Origin of the sequence: Nitratiruptor sp. YY09-18 (assembly GCF_016593235.1) — a bacterium.
In the GTDB taxonomy this organism is placed as follows: Bacteria; Campylobacterota; Campylobacteria; order Campylobacterales; family Nitratiruptoraceae; genus Nitratiruptor.
This window is the reverse complement of the sequence record NZ_AP023065.1, coordinates 805,552-828,781: the sequence shown is the minus strand read 5'-3', so window position 1 is coordinate 828,781 and position 23,230 is coordinate 805,552. Positions and strand designations below refer to the sequence as shown.

General features: G+C 39.4%; 27 protein-coding genes. 10 read left to right on the top strand and 17 right to left on the bottom strand.

From position 1 onward, the window contains the following. Positions 1-2: 2 nt before the first annotated feature. The 3 genes from JG734_RS04580 to JG734_RS04570 are packed head-to-tail and all read left to right on the top strand — an operon-like array spanning position 3 to position 3,818. On the top strand, positions 3-1,157 hold the full coding sequence (locus tag JG734_RS04580; RefSeq protein WP_201333851.1) for a calcium:proton antiporter: 1,155 nt from the start codon (positions 3-5) through the stop codon (positions 1,155-1,157). Positions 1,158-1,165: 8 nt separating this feature from the next. Next, positions 1,166-2,254, top strand: a complete 1,089-nt coding sequence (locus tag JG734_RS04575; RefSeq protein ID WP_201333850.1) for a TRAP transporter substrate-binding protein — start codon at positions 1,166-1,168, stop codon at positions 2,252-2,254. Beyond that, positions 2,247-3,818, top strand: coding sequence for an APC family permease (locus JG734_RS04570; RefSeq protein WP_201333849.1), 1,572 nt, complete (start codon positions 2,247-2,249; stop codon positions 3,816-3,818). Before JG734_RS04575 ends, JG734_RS04570 begins: the two co-directional genes overlap by 8 nt. On the opposite strand, the gene queC is transcribed toward JG734_RS04570, so the two are convergent. From queC to JG734_RS04550, 4 genes are read right to left on the bottom strand one after another with little or no spacing between them, the layout of a single operon-like run. Next, the gene (queC, locus tag JG734_RS04565) at positions 3,802-4,476 is read right to left on the bottom strand and encodes a 7-cyano-7-deazaguanine synthase QueC (protein ID WP_201333848.1); all 675 of its coding nucleotides are present in this window, start codon (positions 4,474-4,476) and stop codon (positions 3,802-3,804) included. The genes JG734_RS04570 and queC overlap by 17 nt on opposite strands. After that, on the bottom strand, positions 4,473-5,246 hold the full coding sequence (locus JG734_RS04560; RefSeq protein WP_201333847.1) for a protein-glutamate O-methyltransferase CheR: 774 nt from the start codon (positions 5,244-5,246) through the stop codon (positions 4,473-4,475). The genes queC and JG734_RS04560 overlap by 4 nt, the downstream gene beginning before the upstream one ends. Beyond that, positions 5,239-5,811, bottom strand: coding sequence for a chemotaxis protein CheB (locus JG734_RS04555; RefSeq protein WP_201333846.1), 573 nt, complete (start codon positions 5,809-5,811; stop codon positions 5,239-5,241). Before JG734_RS04555 ends, JG734_RS04560 begins: the two co-directional genes overlap by 8 nt. Further along, the gene (locus tag JG734_RS04550; protein WP_201333845.1) at positions 5,808-7,787 is read right to left on the bottom strand and encodes a methyl-accepting chemotaxis protein; all 1,980 of its coding nucleotides are present in this window, start codon (positions 7,785-7,787) and stop codon (positions 5,808-5,810) included. The genes JG734_RS04555 and JG734_RS04550 overlap by 4 nt, the downstream gene beginning before the upstream one ends. Before the next feature lie 45 nt (positions 7,788-7,832). On the opposite strand from JG734_RS04550, the gene ybeY reads away from it, so the two are divergent. Both ybeY and JG734_RS04540 read left to right on the top strand, forming a co-directional pair. Beyond that, positions 7,833-8,255 (top strand): rRNA maturation RNase YbeY, encoded by a 423-nt coding sequence (gene ybeY / locus JG734_RS04545; RefSeq protein ID WP_201333844.1) that lies wholly within the window; start codon positions 7,833-7,835, stop codon positions 8,253-8,255. Next, positions 8,248-9,177: a calcium/sodium antiporter gene (locus tag JG734_RS04540; protein ID WP_201333843.1), complete on the top strand. Its 930-nt coding sequence runs from the start codon at positions 8,248-8,250 to the stop codon at positions 9,175-9,177. Before ybeY ends, JG734_RS04540 begins: the two co-directional genes overlap by 8 nt. Here JG734_RS04540 and mrdA read toward each other — a convergent pair. The 13 genes from mrdA to JG734_RS04475 are packed head-to-tail and all read right to left on the bottom strand — an operon-like array spanning position 9,149 to position 19,568. Then, positions 9,149-10,942 carry a penicillin-binding protein 2 gene (mrdA, locus tag JG734_RS04535; RefSeq protein WP_201333842.1) on the bottom strand — a complete coding sequence of 598 codons (1,794 nt, stop codon included), beginning with the start codon at positions 10,940-10,942 and terminating at the stop codon, positions 9,149-9,151. The two genes, JG734_RS04540 and mrdA, sit on opposite strands and share 29 nt — an antisense overlap. Beyond that, positions 10,932-11,378, bottom strand: coding sequence for a hypothetical protein (locus JG734_RS04530; protein WP_201333841.1), 447 nt, complete (start codon positions 11,376-11,378; stop codon positions 10,932-10,934). Before JG734_RS04530 ends, mrdA begins: the two co-directional genes overlap by 11 nt. Next, entirely contained in the window at positions 11,342-11,806 is a 465-nt protein-coding gene (locus JG734_RS04525; RefSeq protein ID WP_370583624.1) for an N-acetyltransferase, read from the bottom strand. Before JG734_RS04525 ends, JG734_RS04530 begins: the two co-directional genes overlap by 37 nt. After that, positions 11,772-12,392: a ribosome biogenesis GTP-binding protein YihA/YsxC gene (yihA, locus tag JG734_RS04520; RefSeq protein WP_201333839.1), complete on the bottom strand. Its 621-nt coding sequence runs from the start codon at positions 12,390-12,392 to the stop codon at positions 11,772-11,774. Before yihA ends, JG734_RS04525 begins: the two co-directional genes overlap by 35 nt. Beyond that, positions 12,389-12,844 carry a lipopolysaccharide transport periplasmic protein LptA gene (gene lptA / locus JG734_RS04515; RefSeq protein ID WP_201333838.1) on the bottom strand — a complete coding sequence of 152 codons (456 nt, stop codon included), beginning with the start codon at positions 12,842-12,844 and terminating at the stop codon, positions 12,389-12,391. The genes yihA and lptA overlap by 4 nt, the downstream gene beginning before the upstream one ends. Then, positions 12,841-13,335: an LPS export ABC transporter periplasmic protein LptC gene (gene lptC / locus JG734_RS04510; protein ID WP_201333837.1), complete on the bottom strand. Its 495-nt coding sequence runs from the start codon at positions 13,333-13,335 to the stop codon at positions 12,841-12,843. Before lptC ends, lptA begins: the two co-directional genes overlap by 4 nt. Position 13,336: 1 nt before the next feature. Next, complete coding sequence (locus tag JG734_RS04505; RefSeq protein WP_201333836.1) at positions 13,337-13,834, bottom strand: HAD family hydrolase; 498 nt, start codon at positions 13,832-13,834, stop codon at positions 13,337-13,339. Beyond that, the gene (gene hisB, locus JG734_RS04500) at positions 13,831-14,403 is read right to left on the bottom strand and encodes an imidazoleglycerol-phosphate dehydratase HisB (RefSeq protein WP_201333835.1); all 573 of its coding nucleotides are present in this window, start codon (positions 14,401-14,403) and stop codon (positions 13,831-13,833) included. Before hisB ends, JG734_RS04505 begins: the two co-directional genes overlap by 4 nt. 1 nt (position 14,404) lies before the next feature. After that, complete coding sequence (locus JG734_RS04495; RefSeq protein WP_236587027.1) at positions 14,405-15,205, bottom strand: septal ring lytic transglycosylase RlpA family protein; 801 nt, start codon at positions 15,203-15,205, stop codon at positions 14,405-14,407. After that, entirely contained in the window at positions 15,177-16,394 is a 1,218-nt protein-coding gene (locus JG734_RS04490) for a lytic transglycosylase domain-containing protein (protein WP_201333834.1), read from the bottom strand. Before JG734_RS04490 ends, JG734_RS04495 begins: the two co-directional genes overlap by 29 nt. A gap of 34 nt (positions 16,395-16,428) precedes the next feature. Then, the gene (locus JG734_RS04485) at positions 16,429-17,199 is read right to left on the bottom strand and encodes a TatD family hydrolase (RefSeq protein WP_201333833.1); all 771 of its coding nucleotides are present in this window, start codon (positions 17,197-17,199) and stop codon (positions 16,429-16,431) included. Then, positions 17,196-18,719 carry an AAA family ATPase gene (locus tag JG734_RS04480; protein WP_201333832.1) on the bottom strand — a complete coding sequence of 508 codons (1,524 nt, stop codon included), beginning with the start codon at positions 18,717-18,719 and terminating at the stop codon, positions 17,196-17,198. Before JG734_RS04480 ends, JG734_RS04485 begins: the two co-directional genes overlap by 4 nt. Then, positions 18,720-19,568 carry an NAD(+)/NADH kinase gene (locus JG734_RS04475; protein ID WP_370583623.1) on the bottom strand — a complete coding sequence of 283 codons (849 nt, stop codon included), beginning with the start codon at positions 19,566-19,568 and terminating at the stop codon, positions 18,720-18,722. Positions 19,569-19,649: 81 nt separating this feature from the next. Here JG734_RS04475 and aspS point away from each other — a divergent pair, with 81 nt between their 5' ends. From aspS to JG734_RS04450, 5 genes are read left to right on the top strand one after another with little or no spacing between them, the layout of a single operon-like run. Next, entirely contained in the window at positions 19,650-21,419 is a 1,770-nt protein-coding gene (aspS, locus tag JG734_RS04470) for an aspartate--tRNA ligase (protein WP_201333830.1), read from the top strand. Further along, positions 21,406-21,642 (top strand): FeoA family protein, encoded by a 237-nt coding sequence (locus JG734_RS04465; protein WP_201333829.1) that lies wholly within the window; start codon positions 21,406-21,408, stop codon positions 21,640-21,642. The genes aspS and JG734_RS04465 overlap by 14 nt, the downstream gene beginning before the upstream one ends. Beyond that, positions 21,639-22,220 carry an adenylate kinase gene (locus JG734_RS04460; protein WP_201333828.1) on the top strand — a complete coding sequence of 194 codons (582 nt, stop codon included), beginning with the start codon at positions 21,639-21,641 and terminating at the stop codon, positions 22,218-22,220. The genes JG734_RS04465 and JG734_RS04460 overlap by 4 nt, the downstream gene beginning before the upstream one ends. After that, positions 22,210-22,956 carry a molybdopterin-binding protein gene (locus tag JG734_RS04455; protein ID WP_201333827.1) on the top strand — a complete coding sequence of 249 codons (747 nt, stop codon included), beginning with the start codon at positions 22,210-22,212 and terminating at the stop codon, positions 22,954-22,956. The genes JG734_RS04460 and JG734_RS04455 overlap by 11 nt, the downstream gene beginning before the upstream one ends. Continuing rightward, positions 22,950-23,225 (top strand): DUF503 family protein, encoded by a 276-nt coding sequence (locus JG734_RS04450; RefSeq protein WP_201333826.1) that lies wholly within the window; start codon positions 22,950-22,952, stop codon positions 23,223-23,225. Before JG734_RS04455 ends, JG734_RS04450 begins: the two co-directional genes overlap by 7 nt. The last annotated feature ends 5 nt before the right edge of the window (positions 23,226-23,230 follow it).

Here is a 23,230-nt window from a genome sequence, read left to right as displayed (position 1 = left end):
CATTGCAAAGTGATTCATCTTCGTTACGCGACTATTTTGATGACTATTGGGATATAGGTTTAGGATTTCTTTGTGCACTCTTAGCTTACTATGCACATGCTACACACCATATTTACCTTACCACTCTCTTCGCTGCTATTTCGATAGTGGCTTTTTCTGTTACAGTCAGTGAAGTTGCTGAGATTTTAGCTGAGCGACTCGGTGAACCATATGGAAGTTTTGTGCTTACCTTTAGTGCAGTTGCAGTGGAGATCATATTGCTCTATATGATCCTTACAGCAGGTGGTACAGAGGTATCTGCTAATACTTTAGATACAGTAAAAAGTGGTATTATCTCTGCAGTTATTGTGGATATGAACGTACTTTTGGGACTTGCTGTCTTTATAGGTGGGCTTACATTTGCTGAGCAAGAGCACAATGAGGATACATCCAGTACATATACTACTATTCTCTTTGTCTCCTCTATCGCCCTACTTGTACCAAGTCTTTTGATCTATACACCAGATGGAAGCGATAAACTGCTGCGAGCTAGTATCATTATCTCGATCATGCTTTTTACCTACTATCTCATTATCTACGTTTTTCAGACTAAAACCCACTCTCACTTTTTCAAGTCAACTGCAAGAAGCAGAATTCTACGCCTCAAAAAGAAAAAGCAGCTCCAAGAGGATGAAGAGCATGAGGATGATTATATATTTGAAAAATTCCCAAACTGGGCAAATCTTTTGGTGGTATTCGGATTGATTTTTTTAGTAGGTGTAATGGCTGAGATTTTCGCACACGATTCGCAGCATGTTTTCGAAGCTTTTGGTATCAATGCAGGCCTTGCAGGTCTCATCATCGCTATTATTAGCGTCTCGCCTGAGCTCATTACTGCCATCAAAGCTGCCAAAAACGATCAGATCCAACGCGTTGTCAATATTGCAATGGGAGCAAGTACTGTATCGATCCTTGTGACAGTGCCTGTGCTTATGGGACTTGCATACTTCAACCACATCCCCTTTACACTCGATTTTAACGCTTTACAGATCGGTGCACTCTTGCTTACAGTCATTTTGGCTTGGAAAACGACGGATAATGGAGAGACAAATTATATTGAGGGAGTTTCACACCTCATGTTTTTTACCTGTTTCGCTGTTATTGCAGCTCTGTATTAGGAGTAGATATGCAAAGAAGAAGATTTATTGCGACTTCTGCCTTGGCAGGAGCTGCGATGCTTGCTGGATGTAAAAGAGAAGAGGTCAAAAATTTCAATATCTCCAAAAAACGCAAAATTACTATACGCCTTGCTACAAGTTGGCCAGCTGGATTTCCGATCATGGGAGAAGGTGTTGAAGAGTTTGCCAAGAGGGTCAAAGAGGCAAGCGATGGTGAAGTGGTTATCAAAGTTTTTGGAAAAAATCTCTTAGTACCTGCTCTTGGCGTTTTTGATGCATGTAGTGCTGGACAGATTGAAGCCTTCCACTCAGGCCCCTACTACTGGAAAGGCAAAAACGCAGCTTTTAGTCTCTTTGGTGGATTTCCCTTTGGTTTTACTTCCAATGAGATGAATGCATGGATGCTATTTGGAGGTGGATTGGATCTATGGCGAGAGCTCTATGCCAAATACAATCTCTATCCGCTTCTGGGTGGCAATACTGATGTACAGATGGGTGGTTGGTTTCGTAAAAAAATCACCTCACTTAAGGATCTTCAGGGTCTTAAGATGCGTATTCCTGGTCTTGGTGGCGAAGTGATGGCAAAACTTGGTGTCAATCCTGTGCTGTTACCTGCTGGTGAGATCTATACGGCTCTCGATAGAGGCACAATTGATGCGACTGAGTGGGTGGGACCGGCCCTTGATATCAAAATGGGATTTTATAAAGTTGCCAAGTACTACTACAGCGGTTTTCATGAGCCAGGAAGTGTATTAGAGCTCACTTTCAATAAGAAGTTTTGGGATTCACTGCCTCACGATTTACAAGGACTTATTGCAACTGCTGCAAATGAGCTCAACGCTACAATGGTATATAACTTTCAAGATAAAAATGCAAGAGCCCTCCAAAAGCTCAAAAGTCTAGGTGTTCATTTAGAGCAGTGGCCGCAAGAGATTGTAATAGCAGCGAAAAAGGCTTTGATGCAAGTAATTGCTGAGCAGAGCAAAAAATCGGCTGATTTCAAGCGCGTATGGCAGCAAATTGAGCCATACTGGATACACAATCGTGCATGGACTAGCCTTGGTCTTAAAAACTACCTCGAGATGCGAGATGGATAAAAAAATCGGTTTTTGGGAAGCTTATGCTATCGGCGTAGGAGGAATGATTGGTGGAGGTATTTTTGCAGTCCTTGGCCTTACAATCCTTCTTGCCCGTGGTGCTGCGCCTATCGCATTCTTATTTGCCGGTCTCATTGCTCTTCTGACTGCCTACTCCTACGCAAAACTCTCTGTCCGCTATCCAAGTGAAGGGGGAACTGTTGAGTTCTTGGTCCAAGGATTTGGCAACAATCTTGTGAGCGGATATCTCAATACCCTCCTTCTTGCCAGTTATATCATCATGTTAGCTCTTTATTCCTACGCATTTGGGAGTTATGCCAGTGCACTCTTCTTTGGCCAAGAGATTGAACTGTATAAAAAGCTTTTTATTGTAGCAGTGATAGCTATTTTTACACTCATCAACTTTCTTGGAGCCTATGTAAGTGGTAAGAGTGAAGATATTATGGTCTTTTTGAAAGTCGCTATTTTGCTCCTTTTTGTAGCACTTGGTTTTTTTACAGGGGATTTTCACAAGCTCTCACCCAAGTACTATGAGAGTGTCATCAAAATTATGACAGGTGGACTTATTATTTTTCTAGCATATGAGGGGTTTGAACTCATTGCCAATACTGCAGCCGATATTAAAGACCCAGCCAAGAATTTACCACGAGCCTACTATGCTGCTGTGATCACTACAATTATCATCTATGTCCTTGTAGCAGCAGTGGCTGTCGCAAATCTCACATATGAGCAGGTGCAAAAGTATAGCGATTATGCTCTCGCGATTGCTGCAAAGCCCTTCTTGGGAGATTTTGGATTTATTTTAATTGGGATCGCAGCCCTGCTCTCAACTTCAAGTGCCATCAATGCTACTCTCTATGGTGGAGCTCGCGTGAGTTATCTAGTAGCAAAAACGGGGGGCCTTCCGCAAGATTTTACCAAAAGAGTGTGGAAACATGGAACAGAAGGACTGTTGATACTAGCCATCCTCTCAGCCTTCTTTGCAATATTTTTCAATTTAGAAAATATCTCCATAGCTGGAAGTCTAGGATTTCTCATAATTTTTGCTAGCGTCAATTATGTCAATTTTAAGCTCTACAAAGAGACATCTTCAAATCGATGGATCAGTTTTATAGCTTTTATCTTTTGTGTTATTTCAATTGTTGTCTTGGTTGGGTATAACTATGAGCACCATCCGCAAAATCTCAAATCTAGTTTTATAGTATTAGCTGCGACATTTATCTTCGAAATAGTCTATCGCTCCCTCTCCTCTGTGCGTCTTGCAGCGTTTATTGATCCTAGGCTAGCAAAAAAAGAGAAGTTTTTGCAAAACTACAAACAGTATCTCCTCCCTGTGATGAAATTACTTAAAAACCGCTTCAAAGATATAGAGTTTTATGAATTACCAAGTAGCAAAGGAAATATAAATATTGCAGTGGTAAGTAGTGCTGATCATAAAAAAATCAAAAAAGAGTTTTTTGATCATCTCAATAAAGAGCTAAAACAAAAGAGTGAGAAGCTTCTTACTTTACACTTTTCTAGCGATAAAGAGGATATAGGAAGTCAAGCTATGAGACTTCTTTAGTCTCATAGGGGATCTTATCCTCCAGTCCAGCTTTTGCAAAACCTTTGAGACGTAATCTGCAGCTATCGCACACTCCACATGCCTTCTCTTCATTTTTATAACAGCTCCAAGTAAGTTCCAAAGGCACACCAAGCTCTGCTCCAAGTGACACGATATCCTCTTTTTTGAGATGGATAAGTGGTGTTTTGATACGTATGCGGGTCTCATCTTTTGTGCCAAGATTGATAGCTTTTTGCATCGCTTGGATAAAAGACTCTGTGCAATCTGGATAGCCACTACTATCCTCTTCTACAACACCGATATAGATCGCTTCAGCCTGCTCCTTTTCTGCTATGGCAGCTGCAATACTCAAAAATATGCCATTGCGAAAAGGTACATATGTGATTGGAACCCCTGGTTTAATACCTTCAGTAGGAACTTCAAGGTTTTCATCCACCAAAGCTGAAGCACCAATCTGCTTGAAAAAAGGAAGATCTATCTCATATGTTTTAGCCTCTAATACTCGAGCAATATCGCGAAAAGCTTGGAGTTCACGATTTTGGGTACGTTGAGAATAATTAAAGTGGAGTGCTACAATTTCATAACCCTCTTTTTTTGCTATAAAGCTTGCAACACTGCTATCCATTCCACCACTAAGAATACAGACTGCTTTTTTCATATAACTGACTTTTTGTAATAGATCTTATTATCGATTGCAATTTTAACAAAACCTGGATGTGTTTTAAAGTAGTCTGAAAAACTCAAAAAGAGATATCCGCCCTCTTTAAGAAGCGTATGGAAGATTTGCAGAGCTTCTTGCTTCTTTTGATCATCAAGATAAATAAAGAGATTGCGACAAAATATAAAATCGTACTTACCAAAATGCAAGAGATTTTTATCAAAGAGATTCATAACATAAAAATTGATTCTCTCTTTGACAAGATCTTTGATGATATAGTAGTTATCATTATTATCAAAAAATTTCTTTATTGTATTTTCATCTATATTTTTGCACTCTCTCTTTTCATATTTACCATCTTTGGCAATAGCAATTGCTTGCATACTGATATCTATTGCATCAATGAAAAAACTTTTTATGCCATTTTGCAGGAGCGTTATTGCAATGCTATAAGGCTCTTCGCCACGTGCACAGGGGAGCGAGAGAATTGAAGGAGCTGCTATATAGTCATTGTGTATGAGATCTATAAGCATATCAAACTGTACCCTTTCACGGAAAAAATAACTTTGTGATATGGTCAACTCCTCAATCAAGGAGCCAAAGAGTGCTTCATTATTGAGTAAATGCCTCCAAAACTCTTCACAAGAGTAAATAGAACTTTTTTGCATAAGTTGCGCAATCTTCATATATAAAAGTGACTCTTTATTTTTGAATGTGATACCGGTCTTTTCGTAAAAGAGTCTCTCAATTCTTTTGAGGCAGTTATGCATGATCCAAAAACTTCTCTATCGTTACAATTATTTGATGGAGATTGAGAACCTGCTCGCAAGCCTTTTCCTCTACAGCTCTTTTGGGCATACCATAGACTGCTGCACTCTCCTTTGCTGCTACAATTGTTGTAGCGCCGCCTTTTTTGAGAGATTTGAGGCCAACAATACCATTATCACCGATGCCTGAGAGTAAAATCGCCATCACATCGTGCAGATCTTTTTTATTGCTAGCAATGGAAAGAAAGAGTCGATCGATATCAGGAGTGTAGATTGACTCTTGGTAAGATTCATTGCAAAGTACCTCATTTCCATCGATGCTTTTGTAGACTGTGCTATTTTTACTGTTGCAGATATATATGTGATTCTTTTGGATGATAGTTTGTGGTGTTACCTTTTGTACAGGAATTGATGCATTTTGTTGTAGTATCTCAACAAATCCATCAATATAACTCTCATGGAGATGTACTGCCATAATCACAGCTCCTTCAAGTTTTGTTAGAGCTTTTATAATCTTTTCAAGACTACAAATACTTCCAGCCGAGGCTCCTATAAATACAAGTCTCATGTCTTATATGCTTGCAGTTTGCTACGTAAAATATCGATCTGTTTGTATAGATACTCTGTAGAGGTTGCGATCTCTTCCACATTTCTTGCATTGAGTGAAGAGATTTCATTGATTTTATCCATATCAACAATTATATCTTCAATATTTTTAAGAATATTTTTGATCTGCTGTGATGCGCTTAAAGAACTTTTGACAGTCTCATCCATGACACTCGATACAGAGTCAACATCAGCTTCAATGTTGTTGACTCTGTTTGAAAGATTTATAATGTTTTTTGCATTGTTTGCAATTTCTGTACTAATACTTTCTATCTGCATGAGTAGCTGTGTGATCGTACCACTGATCTTTTCAACATGGTTTCTCGATTTTTCAGCAAGCCCTCTTACTTCATCAGCCACAACCGCAAAACCTTTGCCATGCTCTCCAGCACGGGCTGCTTCAATAGCAGCATTGAGTGCTAAAAGATTTGTCTGGTTGGCTATCTCCTCAATGAGTATCAATACATTGGATGTCTCATCAGTAAGCTCGACCAATCTGCTAAGCTCTTTTGCAACATGCTCCTCTTTGTTTGCACTGCGTTTAACTTCTCTTACAAGCTCTAAAATACTTTTTTTTGAAATTTGCAAAAGATTGTTTGCTTGCTGCATATCTGTTTGTGCATGATCTAGTTTAGCTACAGAGTTAAGGAGTGGCTCTTTGACCTTTTGTGCGTTATTGGCACTTTGAGAAACGAAATAGGCTTCTTGCTCCATATTGTTCCCTATCTCTATGGCAGCTTGTGAGAGCTCTTGGGCAACTTTTGAATCTTTCTCTACTCCCTCTTTTGCATGTGCAATGATCTCTTTTGCAAAAGTTATGAGCGTATTGATATTTTTGACAATTTTGCTCAACTCATCTTGCGAATTCAGAGGTATCTCTCTTGAAAAATCTTTGGTTTTGGTAATCTCTTCAAGGTTTGTATTAATGGTTTGGATATAGGTATTGATTGAGCGCTCAATTATGAGATAGCTTATAACTAGAACGAGAAGAAGACCTAGAGCAGTAATGAAAAGTGTCACAAGGAGATCTTGCTTGTTCTCTTGAATAATATGCTGATTGTCTTCGATAATGATATGAGCGATTTTATCCTCAATATCCTTTAAAAGATTTATCTTCTTTGTAATAGTATCAAACCAGTATGCAGGGTCTATGCCAAATCCGCCACTTTTATGAAGATCTATGGCAACCCTTTCCATACGTGCAACCTCTTCGATAGCTTTTCCTTTGTAATTGCTCTTATATATTTGGAGAAGCTTTTGAGGTGCTGCAGTTGCAAATGCATCGATAAAGGCTTTTTGCTCAGTCATAAGCTTTATATATTTTACAAAGAATCCTTGCATAAAACCATCTTTTGCAAAGGTAGCCGAAAGAACAGCTCTCTCGATCCCTGCACGCTCTTTTGCTTGGAGAAAATAGTCATATGCCAACAGCTCTTTAGCTATGAGAGCATTGTCACACTGTTTTGCTATGAGTCCAATTGTTTGTAAAAACTCTCCATTTATGCGTGTATAAAATCCAATTGCTTTTTTGGTCTCAATACGGAGTGCTAGGACATCTTTTCTGATTTTGTCAAGTTTTTGGAGTGATTGGAGAATATTTAAAATTTTTTGCTGCAAACTTCCTTTGCTATTTTGATTTTTGGCTACATACTCTTTGAGCTCTCGCAAGCGGTTATCTGTGAGTTGATATTGCAATTTTATCTCATAAGCAAACTTTTTACCTCTACTGCCAAGATAACCTGCACTTCTACCTCTCTCTTTTTGCAGCTCATGCACAAGATTTGAAATTTTTATGCTCAAGAGTACATCATACTTGATATTTTGGGCGTTTTGGAACTCTTTATAATCTCTTGCTATATCTCTGACCCCCATTATTCCTGCATAAGTGATAAAAATAATCACAAGGAGAATCATTTTTGCTTTGATAGTTTTAAACATCCATCTATCCTTTTTTGGTAAAATACAGCAAAAAAATGGGCTGCAATGATTGAGATTGATAATAGAACAAAAACTGCTATTGATAGTAACATTATCGAAAAAATCGCAAACTCTTTAACAGATAAAGATATAGAACTTCTCATAGTCGATAAAAATACAATCCAACAGCTCAACGCTACTTATCGCAATAAAAATGCTCCTACTGATGTTTTGAGTTTTCCACTTGCACAGACTCCCGGATCAATGCTCGGAAGTATCGTAATTTGTGCTGATGTCGCAGAGTCAGTTGCTAAAAGATATGGCCATACCCTCCAAGAAGAGATTGCACTTCTCTTTTTGCATGGGCTTTTACATCTCCTTGGATTCGATCACGAAATAGACCAAGGCCAGATGCGCCAAAAGGAGCAAGAGATTATTGAAAAGTTCAATTTACCCACAAGCCTTATCGTAAGGACAGATGATGAGTGATTATATAATCTTTCTTCTTGCCATGGCAGCTTTGATCAAAGGAGCAGACTTTATTATCAAAGAGTCTGAAAAGATTGCTCTGCACTTTGGAATCAGTGAATTTGTCATTGGTGCGACACTCATTGCTTTGGGCACAAGTCTTCCCGAAATGGCTGCGAGTATTGCAGCAAGCTGGCATGGCAAAAGCGATTTAGCAGTCTCCAATGTAATAGGCAGTGTTACCATCAATATCACTGTAGTGCTAGGTCTTGTCTTTCTCATAGCAAAGCATATACACCCTAGACGCGATATCTTTGGAAAAGATAGTGCATGGTCGCTTTTTCCCGTTTTGATCTTTTTGCTTGTAGCCTATGATGGAACCATATCTGTAGGAGAAGGAGTGGTCTTTTTGCTCATAATGGGTGCTTATCTGCTCTTTTTATCCCAAGAGCCAACCCTTGTAGCTGGAGAAGTAGAAGAGGAGCTTGCGCGTGAAGCATTTAAGTGGCCTGTAACAATACTCTTTTTGATTGTTGGATTTTTAATGGTTGTCTATGGAGCTGACTACACTGTGCAGAGTGCTAGCAATATAGCGAGGAGCCTTGGGGTAAGTGAATGGATCATAGGGCTCTTTTTGGTAGCTTTTGGTACAAGTCTTCCAGAACTTGTTGTCAGTATTGTCGCCGCAATCAATAAAAAAGCAGATATGAGTATAGGCAATATCATTGGATCAAATGTTGCAAATTTTAGCGTAGTGCTAGGATCAGCTGCAATTGTCAATCCTCTCAAAGTCGATCTGCAAACTTATGGTTTTGATATTCTCACAGCCCTCTTTGCATCTTTGATGCTTATCTTCATTAGCGCCAACAAGCTCTATAACAAATCTGCTGGTATTGTACTCTTAGCAACTTTTGCTATTTTTGCTTTAAATCATTTGCCTTAAAATAGCCAAGTTCCATCATTTTCCAATAGATCTTCGATACTATCGGCCCAGCAGCCGAGCCTCCATGGCCACCATGCTCCACTAATATGGTGACTACATATTTTGGATTGTGATAGGGAGCATATGTGGTAAGCCATGCATGGGAGCGAGTATAGTAAGCCATATCCTCCTCTTTCATTCTCTCTTTTTCATCTTGTGGAATTCCTACAATCTGTGCAGTTCCCGTCTTTCCAGCTATGATTATTGGGGTGTTGAGATATTTATAAGCAGTTCCCTTTTCATGGTTACAAACTTCATACATACCTCGCTGGATGAAGTTGAGATTGCGCTTTTGAAGAGGTGAGAGAATATCTTGAATTTTCTTTTTATAGGGTTTATCTTTAAAACTTTTAGCAAAATGGGGAGTTGGAAGCTTACCACTGGCTATGAGAGCAGTGTAACGAGCTATCTGCATAGGAGTGACAAGATCATATCCTTGTCCAATAGCACTCACAACTGTTTCACCTTTATACCAAGGCATCTTGTAGTGGCGCATCTTCCACGCTTTATCTGGTATAACACCTATAAATTCATTTGGCAAATCAACACCACTCCTTACACCAAGCCCCATTTTTCGTAAATCATGGGCAATTTTATTGATCCCTACCCGTAAACTCCCCTCATAAAAATATACATCACAACTCTCTCTAATTGCTTTTACAAGGCGCACCTCTCCATGTCCCCATGTCTTCCAGCAGCGAAATTTCCTCTTACCAAGCTCAATATACCCTTTGCAATAAAAAGGAGTATATGCTGATATTTTTCTTGAATCTATAAAAGAGAGTCCCACTCCCATTTTTATAGTTGATCCTGGAGGATAGAGGCCATGAATGAGTTTATTGGTAAACGGATGCGAAAGATCTGTTATGAGTCTTTGCCAATCTTTTCGCGAAATCCCTGATACAAACATATTCAGATCATACTCTGGATAACTTACTGCTGCTAAAATTTCACCATCTGTTTTCATCACAATCGCTACACCCATTTTTCCTTCAAAGAGCGACTGGATATACTTTTGAAGTCGCAGATCTATTGTGGTATAGAGGTGATTATTTTGGACTGGATCGACTCTTTTGAGAGTCTCTAGCTCTTCGTTAAAGGCACTCACCTTCACAAGCTTATATCCAAGCTGCCCTTCAAGATAGCTGTTATAAAACTTTTCCAATCCGTTTTTGCCTATTATACCTGTAATTTTTGCTACTTTATCACTCTTTGCCTCTTTGCGGTTGGTCTTGCCAACATAGCCTAAGATATGAGAGGCAATCTTGCCTTGTGGATAGTAACGCTTGAAAGTTGGCTCTATTGCTATATGAGGATTGAGCTGCAGCTTTGTAAAATATGGTAAGAGCTCATAATAATCAATAAACGGTACGACTTCAATAAAATCGTGATTATAAGGAGAGTTGTCTCTATTATAACGTCTAACTATTTTTGTAGCATTAAGATCGTGAAAAAATTCTTGAAGAGTAAGTATTGTTTGATTAAGTTCGGATGAGTGCATATGAGGCTGGAGTGTGATTTTGAAGCCGATTTTGTTGACTGCGAGGGGGATTTTATTGCGATCAAATATCTCTCCCCTCACAGGTATAATCCACTCTTTTTTTATCATATTTTGCTTTGCAAGTGTCTCATAGTAGCTATTAGATTTGATAGCGAGGTAGTAAACACGACTAAGAAGGACAATCCATACCAGTGCAAAGAATGTAAGAGCTATTTTATACCGCATAGGCCACTATGATAATATCGATGATAAGATAGTACAAAATATCGATCCAATTAAAATTATAATTGCTATTGAAAATATAGGATAAAAAATTTAATAACAAAACAAAAATAGCATAAAAAAGCAACACAAGCACCACTTTAAGGCATGTTTTGCAATAGAAAAGCTGAGCTATCTTATGTGATACAGAGTAGCTAAGAAAGAGAGTTATTAATAGTGCAAATCCAACAATATTGTGATCTACTTCATAGAGATAGAGATAAAAAATCCATAATACTTTTATGAAAATGTTTTTGGATGAGTATACTTTCCACACTGCCAATCCAAAAAGTGGTGGCAAAAAAGGATATATAGTTGTAAGTGGCTCATAGAATAAGATAGCTGCAATAGTAAGAAATATTGCTAGGAGATTTTTTTCATCATTGCCACTTCGTTGCATACTGGAAAGTGCTTGCATTTTATACAATCTTGCCAAATTTTTTGTTCTGGAATCTTCTCTTTTTCAATTTCATAAAATCCTAACTTCTCAAAAAATGGTTTGTTATATGTGAGTGAGAGAACCTCTTGGAGTGCCAGATCTTTTCCCTCTTGCACTGCTCTTTTAACCAGTTCTTGGCCTATTCTTCTTCCTCTATATTCTTCATCTACTATAAGGCTGCGAATTTCACCTAGTCGCATTGAGTGTATATGCAAAGCCACATATCCTACTATTTTTCTACCATCTTTTGCAACTATATATGAGCGAATATTTGTAGCTATCTCATCATCACTGCGAGGAAGTATAATCCCCTCTTGCACTGCCTCTTTCACAAGTGCCTGCATAGCTGGAATATCAGTGAGTTTTGGTTTGTGATAGGATATCGCCAAATACATGCTCCAAAATCTGTTGTTTGAGATCCTCTATTCCTCTTTTTGTCACGCTCGATACCAAAAGAGCCTCAGGATCGATTTTTTTGATTTTTGCTATATCTTTTTGCTTGAGTTTATCTGCTTTTGTATAGACATGCAATATTTTTTGGTCACCTTTTGCTATGGAGTGCAAAAACTCTTCTGTCTCTTTATCGATTGCAAGATCAGGATGGCGTGCATCTATGAGGTGGATAAAGACTCTTATAGAATCTCGCTTTTTAATAAAATCAGTGAGGTGTCTTTGCCACTCATTTTTTAAACTCTTACTTGCTTTTGCATACCCATACCCTGGCAAATCTACAAAACGCAGGGGGTAGCGATTCTCTCCTACTTTGTACTCCACATCGAAAAAATTTATCAGTTTTGTTTTACCCGGAGTTGCTGAGCTTTTTGCAAGATTTTTCCTATTTGTTAGAGCATTAAGCAAAGAGCTTTTTCCTACATTACTTCTCCCAACAAAAGCCACTTCACTAAGGCTCGCAGGAGGGGCTTGCTTGATTGAGGGAGCAGAAGTAACAAAGTCTGCTTTTATTGGTACTATCATTCTTTTATCTCAAAAATCATTTTCACAGGTTTTTTCCCTTTACCCTCTACCACCACATGGCTTGTGAGGAGATTGAGGACAAGTTTTTGCGAATAGAGCTTTTTATTGTCTGGCAACTGCATTACTGCAACATTTCCAAAGAGGTGATACTCTTTTTTCTTTGGATAGTATATCGCTTTATCGCAGTTTCCTTTATAGTATTTTCCATTTTTATCATAGAGTGTGAAATTTACTTTTCCAATAGCTATGATTTTTTGAGGTTTTCTCTTTTTATCAAAATAAATAGTAACTTTTTGCGCTTTGATGATATCTTTACCTTTTTTCATAAAAACATTGCCGGTAAAGATTGAGAGAAGTCTCTTTTGATCACCTTCAAATTTTTGTGAAGTTATTTCAATCTGTTCAGCAAAGATAAATGACAAAAGCAACAAAATCGCTACTACAATTCTCATAAACTACTCTCTATTTTTGCTTTGATTTTTTGTGCCTCTATTTTACCCAATTTTCGCCATATTGTCATTTTGGCTCCATGTACTTCCATTTTTGGTGATGTAAGTATAAATGGATCGAGTACTTTAATGATCTGGTTATTAAGATCGTATTGTGCTCTTTGCGTCGAGATCGTATATGTATCTTTACTGTAGCGGATATTTTTAAATAGATCTATGAGATCGTTTGTATAGATTCCCTTATCAGCCTTCAATGACTCATTCTTATCTATAAACGTAAAACGCTCTATTTCCAATCTCTTCTCTTCTTTTGTAGCATCTTGGCCTTGGAGGAGATTTTGAATCCCTTGAGGAGTAATCTCTTGGTATTTAAATCCATGAAACTCGATTTCGGGAAGATCTTTTTTGGAAAATGTTACATTAAAAGGGTGAAAAAAAGCAAACCATAAAGCAATGAAGAGAAGGAGCAATCCGAGAATGGTAACAATCTTCAATTTACTTCATCCAAAAATCGAGATACTTATCAAGCAGATCTTCTCTTTGCAATATTATCTCAATCATCTCTCTCACAGCACCTCTCCCACCACTTTTGGTGAGGATTACATCAACATTTTGCTTTATTATATCGATTGCATCAAGTGGCGCAAAAGAGAGACCAACTTTTTGTAAGAGTCGATAATCATTGAGATCGTCCCCTATAGCAGCGACATTTTTCCAAGTTAAGCTAAGTTCATTTAGTATCTCTTGAAGGGCTTCATCTTTTCTCTTAACATTCTGTCGTAGATAATCAATACCAAGCTCTTTTGCTCTTTGTGCAACTATGGGAGATTTTCTCCCTGTAATAATTGCACTTCTTTTCCCAAGTCTGTGCCATTGCACTATAGCAAAGCCGTCCTTGACATTGAAGGCTTTAAGCTCATGCCCTTGGTCAGTGTAGATAATAGAACCATCACTCATGCATCCATCCACATCAAGGACAAGCAGCTCAATCACAAAACACCTTTAGTACTTGGTAAACCGGCTCTATCGTTGTAGGCAATTGCACGACGCAGTGCGACTGCAAGCGCTTTGAAAGAGGCTTCGGCAATGTGGTGTCGGTTGTGTCCACGAAGTCTATTGATGTGACAAGTAACTCTTGCATTGAAGACAAAGGCTTTGAAAAACTCTTCAAAAAGCTCACAATCAAACTCCCCAATTTTTCCATCAAGCCCTATTTCATACACTAAGTAGGGACGATTAGATAGATCGAGTGCACAACTTACAGCAGCCTCATCCATCACTACTACACTCTCTCCAAAACGCTCCATATTCTTAACAGGATAAACCTCTTTTGCAAATGCTTCACCGAGTACAATTCCCACATCCTCAACACTGTGGTGAAAATCTACATGCAGATCACCCTTGCACACGATCTCTGCATCAAATCGCGCATGTTTTGTGAGAGCTTCAAGCATATGATCAAAAAATCCTATACCTGTATCGATCTTGTAATTTCCATTGCCATGGATATCGAGAGCTACATAAATCTCTGTCTCTTTGGTCTTTCTCTCTAACTGCACCATATTAGTTCCTTACAATAAATGCACCAGGATAGCGTCCCTGAACGATAAAGTCTCTTGCTTCATCTTCACTTCTAAAACCTGTAAGCCAGACTCTATAAAGGGGCTCTCCATCAACAATAAATTTCTTTATTACGGCTCTGTATCGATTATCTACAACAGCATTGCGCCTTTTTGTAATCTGCGCTCCCTGGTAGCGTCTAAATGACCCTATCTGCACTGCAAAATCGCTAAGAACCACAGACTGTGTCGATGGAGTTGTTGCAACTGTTTCCTTCTGTTTTATATGTTTATCAAATCCGAGAACTTCCAATTCAACAGGCGCGGTACCTGCTCCAACTACACCTAGTTCTTTTGCTGCACTATAGCTAAGATCTATGATACGATTAGCTACAAACGGTCCCCTATCATTGATACGTACAATTGTTGACTTGCCATTGCGAAGATTTGTCACTTTTACCATTGTATTCATCGGTAGTGTCTTATGCGCAGCAGTATGTTTGTACATATCATAAATCTCACCGTTGCTCGTTTTCTTACCATGAAAATTTGGACCATACCAGCTAGCAATGCCACGCTGCTTTGAACCAACTGCAACAACAGTTGGATGGTAGACTACTCCATTGACTGTGTATGGGCGCATAGTAGCGCGATGAATTGATGGTGAACTTTTTGCCTCTCCATAGTTTGGAGTGCCTGAAGGCGGGGTGAAAGGGGCTTCCTGTCTGCTTGAACAGCCCCAAAAAAGAGATGCGATTACGAGATAGAGTGCTATTTTATTGCATGACCACAAGCTTCTCTCCAATTTTTAAATTACTACTCTTTTTATCGTTCCAAGCTTTAAGTTTTTTAGGATCAACGCCAAATTTTTTCGCAATCATACTGAGCGTATCACCTTTTTGCACTCTATATACCCTTCTCTTCATCTTCGTTAGTTTCTTGAGTGGAATATAAAGTCTTTGTCCTGGGTGCAAAAGAGAGCTGGAGAGATGGTTATAGCTTTTGAGAGTCTGAAGACTCACACCATATTTTCTAGCTATTGTATAGAGCGTATCACCTTTTTGTACTCTATAGGCTACTATACCATTGTAGATGTGTTGCGGTTTATAGTACTTTTGGAACTCTTTATACTTCACAATTGGGATATAGATACTATATCTATTTGTATCTGGCGGAGTAATACCTCGTTTTATATGAGGATTGAGGCTGCGTAGATATGTAGGTCGCAGCTTTATTGCTTGTGCGATACGGCGCAGAGGCTCTCCTCCGCTCACCTTTACAGGCATAATGTCATAGTCTTCACCTCTGGTCATTATATAGGCAAGATCTTGATTGAGCCTATACTCTTTATCATTTGCCATCATTGCATACATCACAATGCGATAGATATATTCACGACTCTCTTTTGGCAAATACTTCTTCTTCTCATCAATGAGAGTCAAGAGATCTGTAGTTCCAGCTTTTCTAATAGCGCGTCTTACAGCTCCATCACCTGCATTGTATGCGAGTGCTGCAAGATACCACTTTCCAAACTGCTTATGGAGATCTTTGAGGTAGCGGATTGCTGCGCGGGTGGCTTTAAATGGATCTTTCCTCTCATCCACATATCTATCGACACGCAGGCCATACTTTTTTGCAGTTGGTTCCATAAACTGCCAGATACCAACTGCTCTTTTATTTGACTTAGCATGAATTGCAAAACGAGATTCTGCCATCGCCATATACAAAAAGACATCAGGCACATTGTATGCGTTGATGATCTTCACAAGGCTTGGTATAAAATATGTCTCTACAGCTTTTGGGTCAAAAACATGGAGTCTTTTATAAACAGAAAACTTCTTTTTGTAATTGTAATACTTTTTTGTGTGAAAAAATTTTTGTGGAATATCTAGACTTTTGGCAATATGTTTTTGAATAGCATAATGGTTTTTGGTATTAAATGCTGCAAATAGCATAGTACTCAGAACAATCGTTATGAGTAAAAACGGTCTCATTCAACTCCTTCTCTTAATTTGATCTTATTCTACCTTAAACAAAGCTAAAAAGTTCTTTAGCATTTTGAGTAGTTTGATTCTCTATGGTTTCTTCGTCAATATCTAAAATCTGTGCCAGCTTTTTTGCCACATAGATCGTATAAGCAGGTTCATTGCGCTTCCCACGATATGGCTCTGGAGTAAGATATGGAGCATCAGTTTCAAGTACTATTCTATTCAATGGAATCTGTGGCACTATCTCTTTAAGTTTTTTTGCATTTTTAAATGTGAGCACCCCTCCAATGCCATAATAAAATCTATCCTGTAAGTTTAAAAGCAGTGGACTGGCATTGTAACAGTGGAGTACTCCTCCCCTCTTGCTAGCATGTTTTTCTAATATCTCATAGGCATCTTGACTCGCCTCGCGAATATGCACAATGAGAGGTTTATCATACTTTTTGGCAAGCTCAATCTGATCTACAAAGACCTCTTTTTGTCTCTTCTTTACTTCACTCTTTTCATTCTCATCATCTGGAAGCCTATAGTAGTCAAGTCCACATTCACCTACTGCAACGCATTTGGGATGTTCGATAAATCTTTCAAGATAAGATCTATCGTAGCTATCTATATCGTATGGATGCACTCCTACACCAAAGTAGACCCCATCATGCTTTTTGCTGAGCTCCACTGCCCGCTCAAGATCTTTGGGATCGGCTCCGGGAATAACAAAATATCCTACTCCTGCTTCTTTGGCTTTTGCTATTACTGCATCCACATCATCATAAAACTGTGCATGATCAAGATGCGTATGTGTATCTATAATCAACCAGACTCCTTTAGCATCTTTTTGGCAAACTCTATCGCTTCGTTTGTAATCTTTTCGCCACTTATAATACGCGCTATCTCTTTGATACGCTTTTCTCCCTCAAGCGGGATGACACTCGCCTCAGGAGCTTTGCGCACCAAAAAGTGCTGATCAGCCACACTTGCAAGCTGTGCTTGGTGACTGATAGCAAATATCTGAAACTCTTTGGCAAGCTCTTTGAGAATGCGAGCGACTGCCATAGACTCTTCACCGCTTATATTGGCATCTATCTCATCAAGAATTAAGACACCCCTATATCCTTTATGGCTTTGCATTGCAGCCATAAATCCAAGGCGAAGTCTATTATATTCTCCAGAGCTGATCTTATCGAACTCTACTCCAGCTAAACGCACGACTGCTCTGTCAAAGCCGCTACTCCCTAGCGCACCTCTTTCAAACTCTAGCTGCACTTGTGGGAGTTTGAGTGATTTTGCATAAGCATTAATCTTTTGCAAAACCTTTTGCGCCTCACATTGGCGCCATGAGCTTAGTTCTCTAGCTAATTGCAAAGTTTTCTCTTGCAACTGCTCTATCTCTTTTTCTAAATGCAAAAGTTCATACTCTATATTTTCTATTGTAGCCAATTCATCTTTTTTCTCTTGCAACTTAAGTAGCGCTTCCTCAATAGAGCCGTATTTACGGATAAGTCCAGACAGCTGCTCTATGCGATTGAGCGTCTGCTCAATATCGATATCCTCAAGCTCTTGCAATCTTGCGCTCTCGCTATAAATAATATCGCGCAACTCATCCATCGCTGCAGTAAAAAACCCGCTATCTTTTTCTAATAATCCCAATAGTTCATCTACACTTCCTTCATGCTCAAATATCTGCTCTGCTTGCTGGAGAAGCTGTGCAATCTTCTCTTTTTTTGAGAGATCCTTTTTTATCTGCAATAGCTCCTCATACTCCCCTGGTTTTGGATCGATACTGCTTATCTTTTCAATTTCAAAGCGCAAAAACTCTTTTTGCTCCTCGATATTGTTCTGCTTTTGCCGTAACGCTTGGAGTTCTCTTTGTTTTTGTCCAAACTCTTGGTAGACTCTCGTATAAGAGGACTTGAGAGTATGAAACTCCTCAGCATCTATTGTTTCATCAAGCATTGCAAGGATATTTTCACTTGCAAAAAAGGATGTATCTTTTTGGCTAAGGTAATGGACATAGGAAGAGAAGATCTTTTGGATACTCTTTTTTGAAATACTCTGATCATTGATAAAGTAGCGCACCTTCTCCTTTTTGAGAGCTCTTATTACTATATCCTCATCAGGTTCGAGTCCATACTCTTCCAAAGGGATATCTATATTGATGAGAGCTTCGCTCACTTTGGCTTCTACATTTTTGTAGCCAAAAAGAGCCAATATAGAGCTAAGAAGGAGAGACTTCCCAGCCCCACTTGGTCCTGTAAAGACCACAAGACCTCTTTCAAATTCAAGCTCAACCTTATCAAAATTGAAGTGCTCTTTGAGGAAAAACCGCTCTATCAACTACTTACCCCAATTGAGTTTTTCGCGTAAAACATCAAAATAGTTGCGCTCTTTGCGATGTATGAGTTTTGCGCCTACTGCAGCCTTTTTGACTGTGACAATATCATTTGGCGTAAACTCATACATATCCTGTCCATCTATGATAATGAGGGCAGATTTACTCTTTGTAGTGACTTTGATATCAAAATCTGCGGGTAAAACAAGAGGCCTTTGTGTCAGTGAGTGGGGGCAGATAGGTGTGAGTATAAAATCATCGCTAAATGGATAGACAACAGGCCCTCCAGCAGAGAGGTTATACGCAGTCGATCCTGTTGGTGTTGAGATAATGAGTCCATCACCATAGTAGCTATTGAGGAGACTATCTTCTATAAAAGTATCGATATGTATCATTTTAGATACGGCTGGACGTGTAATTACCACATCATTAAAGGAGACAATCTTCTCTTTTTTCCCCAAGATCGATACCTCTATCATCATACGCGTGTCGATACGATATTCCCCTTTTTTGAGCTTTTTGACAAACTCCTCGATACTATCTGGCTGTATATCTGTCAAAAATCCCAAAGTCCCAAGATTGATTCCGAGCACTGGCTTATGGTACTCATAACTGCGGCGTGTGACACTAATTAGTGTTCCATCACCTCCAAGAGAGACTAATATATCGCACTTTTTGCACATCTCATCAAAACTCTCACCCTCTTTTTCACCGATAATCTCTGCACTGGAGCGGTCTATGAGAGTCTTGATGCCCTCTTTTTCGAATGCTTTTTTAACCTTTTTGTAAACATCTTTGAGTTTTGAGCCGCCAGGTTTTATTACTATTCCAGCACACTTGATATCCAATGCCATCCTTTGCCTTTTTTAATATTTTATCAAAATCTCTAAAGTTTTGTTTTTGTATAATTTGCCAAAAAATAAAAGGACAAGGGTTTGCGAACAGATTACTGTGCCAATTTAAGTGAAAAAGATGTAGGCAAAGAGGTTGTTCTTTGTGGATGGGCAAACAGCTATCGCGACCATGGTGGCGTTATATTTATCGATCTACGTGACAAAAGCGGCGTTGTGCAGCTAGTATGTGATCCGGCTGACTCAAAAGAGGCCCACGAGATAGCAACGCGTGTGAGAGATGAGTATGTTCTTGTTGCAAAAGGAAAAGTGCGCCTTCGTGGGGAGGGATTAGAAAACCCGAAACTCAAAACAGGCAAAATCGAAGTAGTTGTCGATGAGCTGACAATCGAAAATGAATCAGCTCCTCTTCCATTTTTGATAGGTGATACGAGCGTCAACGAAGAGATACGCCTTAAATATCGCTACCTTGACCTTCGCACAAAAGATGCATTTGAGACTTTTCAGCTTAGAAGCAAAGTAGCAATTGCAGCGCGCAACTATCTAGATGCACATGGATTTTTGGAAGTTGAGACTCCAATACTTACAAAATCTACCCCTGAAGGTGCAAGAGACTACCTTGTGCCAAGCCGCCTCTATCCAGGAGAGTTTTATGCACTCCCACAATCTCCGCAGCTTTTTAAGCAGCTCTTGATGGTAGCTGGCTTTGATCGCTATTTCCAGATAGCAAAGTGTTTTAGAGATGAGGACTTGCGCGCTGACAGACAGCCAGAGTTTACCCAAATAGATGTAGAGATGAGCTTTTGTACTGAAGATGAGGTGATAGCAATTGCTGAGGGTCTCATCAAAGCGATATTTAGCGCAAGTGGCATAGAAGTACAGACTCCATTTCGCCGTATGCCATACAAAGAGGCGATGGAGAACTATGGCAGCGATAAGCCAGATCTTCGCTTCGACCTCAAGCTCGTAGATGTGATCGATATATTTGACAATACTGAGCTCAAAGTATTCCGTGATATCGCGCAGTTTAAAAAACTCAACCGCATCAAAGCCCTTCCTGTCCCAGATGGAGCAGATGCACTCTCGCGCAAAGATATCGACGAGCTTACTGACTATGTGGCAAAGTTTGGAGCCAAAGGTCTTGCATGGGTCAAAGTCAAAGAGGATGGAGAGCTCCAAGGACCTATCGTGAAGTTTTTGAGTGATGAAGAAAAAAACGCACTTATTGAGAGATGTGGTGTCAAAGCTGGCGATCTCATATTCTTTGGTGCCGGGGCTAAGAAAACAGTTTTAGACTATATGGGAAGACTACGCAACAAAGTAGCTAAAAAACTAGGTCTTATAGATCCTGAAAAGTTTGAATTTGTCTGGGTAGTTGATTTTCCAATGTTTGAGATTGAAGAGGGAGAAGTAAAAATCAAAGCACTCCACCACCCATTTACCATGCCAAAAAATATAGATACTGAAGATATCGAAGCGATGACAAGCCAAGCGTATGATATAGTACTCAATGGTGTAGAGCTTGGTGGAGGAAGTATCAGGATCCATAAACCACAAATCCAGAAAAAGATCTTTGAAATCCTCGGCATCAGTGATGAAGAGGCTCGCGAGAAGTTTGGATTTTTGCTTGATGCACTCCAGTATGGAGCTCCACCTCATGGTGGTTTTGCTATAGGGTTTGACAGACTTGTGATGCTTCTTACAAAACGTGACAACATTCGTGATGTTATAGCATTTCCAAAAACGCAAAAGGCGCAGTGTCTGCTTACAAATGCACCAAGTCCGGTAGATCTAGAACAGCTCAAAGAACTCCATATTAGGATAAGAGAGCCTAAAAAACATGAAACTCTCTGAGGCGCAACCTGGCAAAGAGTATAAGATAATTGCAATTGAGGGCGAATGCGATGAATACAAATGTAAACTAGAGGCTATGGGGCTTAGACGAGGTGATATCGTCAAAGTACTCCAAAAAGGCTTCTTTGGTCCGATTCAAGTAGAAGTTAATGGTGCTAGAATTGGGCTTTGTAGAGGTCAGACAAAAAAAATCGAAGTGAAAGAAGTAAAGGAGAATAGATGAAAAAACTGTTTTTGATAATCGGAGCTCCAGGGAGTGGGAAAACTACTGATGCGGAACTTGTAGCAAAACGTAATAGCGATAAGATTGTCCACTACTCTACTGGAGAACTTTTAAGAGCCGAAGTTGCAAGTGGATCACCACTTGGTGCCACAATTGCAAGCTATATCGACAATGGCAAACTTGTACCACTTGAGATCGTCATGGATACAATCAAGAATGCGATTTTAAATAGCGACAAAGATATCATCATCATCGATGGTTTTCCTCGCAGCGTAGAGCAGATGAAGGCTCTCGATGAGATGCTGCAAAACTCTCAAGATATCAAACTTGAAAGCGTTATCGAGATTGTTGTGAGTGAAGAGACTGCACGAGAGAGAGTGCTTGGGAGAGCACGCGGTGCAGATGACAATGTAGAGGTATTTAACAACCGTATGAAAGTCTATCTCGAACCACTTCCAGAAATTGAAAAGTTTTATGAGCAAAAAGGGCTTTTGAAAAAGATTGACGGAGAGCGCACTATCGAAGAGATCGTTGCTGAACTAGAAGAGTATATATTGCAAAAAGCAAATGCTTCCTAACTTCTATGCTGTCATTATAGGCTCAGAGATTCTCGGTGGTCGTCGCGAAGATAAGCACTTTGCTTTCTTGCGCGACGAGTTGCTTAAGCGAGGCTTTCGCCTCAAGGGTTCTTTTATCATCGAAGATGATCCAGAGCTCATGGTTCGTACTTTCACCCTCATAAAAGATGATCCTCACAGTGTGATGTTTAGTTTTGGTGGCATTGGAGCCACTCCAGATGACTATACACGTAAAGTGGCTGCGCAAGTCTTTGGCGATGGTAAACTAGTACTCCATGAAGAAGCAAAGAGGCGTATTGTTGAACAGTTCGCAGAAGCAGCATATCCACACCGTATCAATATGGCTATGCTTCCAAAAGGAGCAAAGCTTCTTGATAATCCTATCAATAATGTACCAGGATTTTACCTCCAAGATCGCTTCTTTTTCGTCCCTGGCTTTCCACAAATGGCCCATCCTATGGTATTACAAGCTCTTGAAATGTTCTATCCAGAGTCTTTGGAAAGAAGAGTGCGCAAAACACTTTGTGTAGAAGCAAGTGAAAATGATCTTATGGATCTTATGCAAAAGATTCCAAATACATTAGAGTTTTCATCCTTACCTGCTATGAAAGATGGCAAATACTATGATGTGCTCTCATTGGCTGGGAATGAGCAGGAAGTAGATAAATGGATGGAGTATATAACAAAAGAGATCGAAAAGAGAGGCTTTCGCTATAGTTGGGGAGAGCAATGCTGATAATCCATGCTCTCATCACTCTTGATCTTCCCTATATCACTTCGCTCAAAGGCCGTAGAAAAATTCTCCAATCTATCAAAGAGAAGCTCAAAAACAAAAATGTAGCGGTCGCAGACCTCAGTGGCGAATATGCAAAAGAGGGGCTCTTGGAGCTCGTTTTCTTTGCAAGTAGCCAAAATGATGCAAATAACAAGATCCAAAACCTGCATAAATTTCTTGATGACAATTTTCCAGACATTCGCTATACTCTTGAATATGAGATAGTCTAAGGAGC

What these genes read in the sequence shown, in the direction of transcription:
- JG734_RS04560 (WP_201333847.1), bottom strand. Translation starts at nt 5,246, where the DNA reads ATGCATAACTGCCTCAAAAGAATTGAGAGACTCTTTTACGAAAAGACC.
- JG734_RS04530 (WP_201333841.1), bottom strand. Translation starts at nt 11,378, where the DNA reads ATGCAACGAAGTGGCAATGATGAAAAAAATCTCCTAGCAATATTTCTT.
- JG734_RS04490 (WP_201333834.1), bottom strand. Translation starts at nt 16,394, where the DNA reads ATGAGACCGTTTTTACTCATAACGATTGTTCTGAGTACTATGCTATTT.
- mrdA (WP_201333842.1), bottom strand. Translation starts at nt 10,942, where the DNA reads ATGCGGTATAAAATAGCTCTTACATTCTTTGCACTGGTATGGATTGTC.
- hisB (WP_201333835.1), bottom strand. Translation starts at nt 14,403, where the DNA reads ATGGTGCAGTTAGAGAGAAAGACCAAAGAGACAGAGATTTATGTAGCT.
- JG734_RS04550 (WP_201333845.1), bottom strand. Translation starts at nt 7,787, where the DNA reads ATGTTTAAAACTATCAAAGCAAAAATGATTCTCCTTGTGATTATTTTT.
- JG734_RS04570 (WP_201333849.1), top strand. Translation starts at nt 2,247, where the DNA reads ATGGATAAAAAAATCGGTTTTTGGGAAGCTTATGCTATCGGCGTAGGA.
- JG734_RS04555 (WP_201333846.1), bottom strand. Translation starts at nt 5,811, where the DNA reads ATGAGACTTGTATTTATAGGAGCCTCGGCTGGAAGTATTTGTAGTCTT.
- JG734_RS04540 (WP_201333843.1), top strand. Translation starts at nt 8,248, where the DNA reads ATGAGTGATTATATAATCTTTCTTCTTGCCATGGCAGCTTTGATCAAA.
- JG734_RS04575 (WP_201333850.1), top strand. Translation starts at nt 1,166, where the DNA reads ATGCAAAGAAGAAGATTTATTGCGACTTCTGCCTTGGCAGGAGCTGCG.
- ybeY (WP_201333844.1), top strand. Translation starts at nt 7,833, where the DNA reads ATGATTGAGATTGATAATAGAACAAAAACTGCTATTGATAGTAACATT.
- lptA (WP_201333838.1), bottom strand. Translation starts at nt 12,844, where the DNA reads ATGAGAATTGTAGTAGCGATTTTGTTGCTTTTGTCATTTATCTTTGCT.
- JG734_RS04465 (WP_201333829.1), top strand. Translation starts at nt 21,406, where the DNA reads ATGAAACTCTCTGAGGCGCAACCTGGCAAAGAGTATAAGATAATTGCA.
- JG734_RS04450 (WP_201333826.1), top strand. Translation starts at nt 22,950, where the DNA reads ATGCTGATAATCCATGCTCTCATCACTCTTGATCTTCCCTATATCACT.
- yihA (WP_201333839.1), bottom strand. Translation starts at nt 12,392, where the DNA reads ATGATAGTACCAATAAAAGCAGACTTTGTTACTTCTGCTCCCTCAATC.
- JG734_RS04455 (WP_201333827.1), top strand. Translation starts at nt 22,210, where the DNA reads ATGCTTCCTAACTTCTATGCTGTCATTATAGGCTCAGAGATTCTCGGT.
- queC (WP_201333848.1), bottom strand. Translation starts at nt 4,476, where the DNA reads ATGAAAAAAGCAGTCTGTATTCTTAGTGGTGGAATGGATAGCAGTGTT.
- JG734_RS04475 (WP_370583623.1), bottom strand. Translation starts at nt 19,568, where the DNA reads ATGGCATTGGATATCAAGTGTGCTGGAATAGTAATAAAACCTGGCGGC.
- JG734_RS04460 (WP_201333828.1), top strand. Translation starts at nt 21,639, where the DNA reads ATGAAAAAACTGTTTTTGATAATCGGAGCTCCAGGGAGTGGGAAAACT.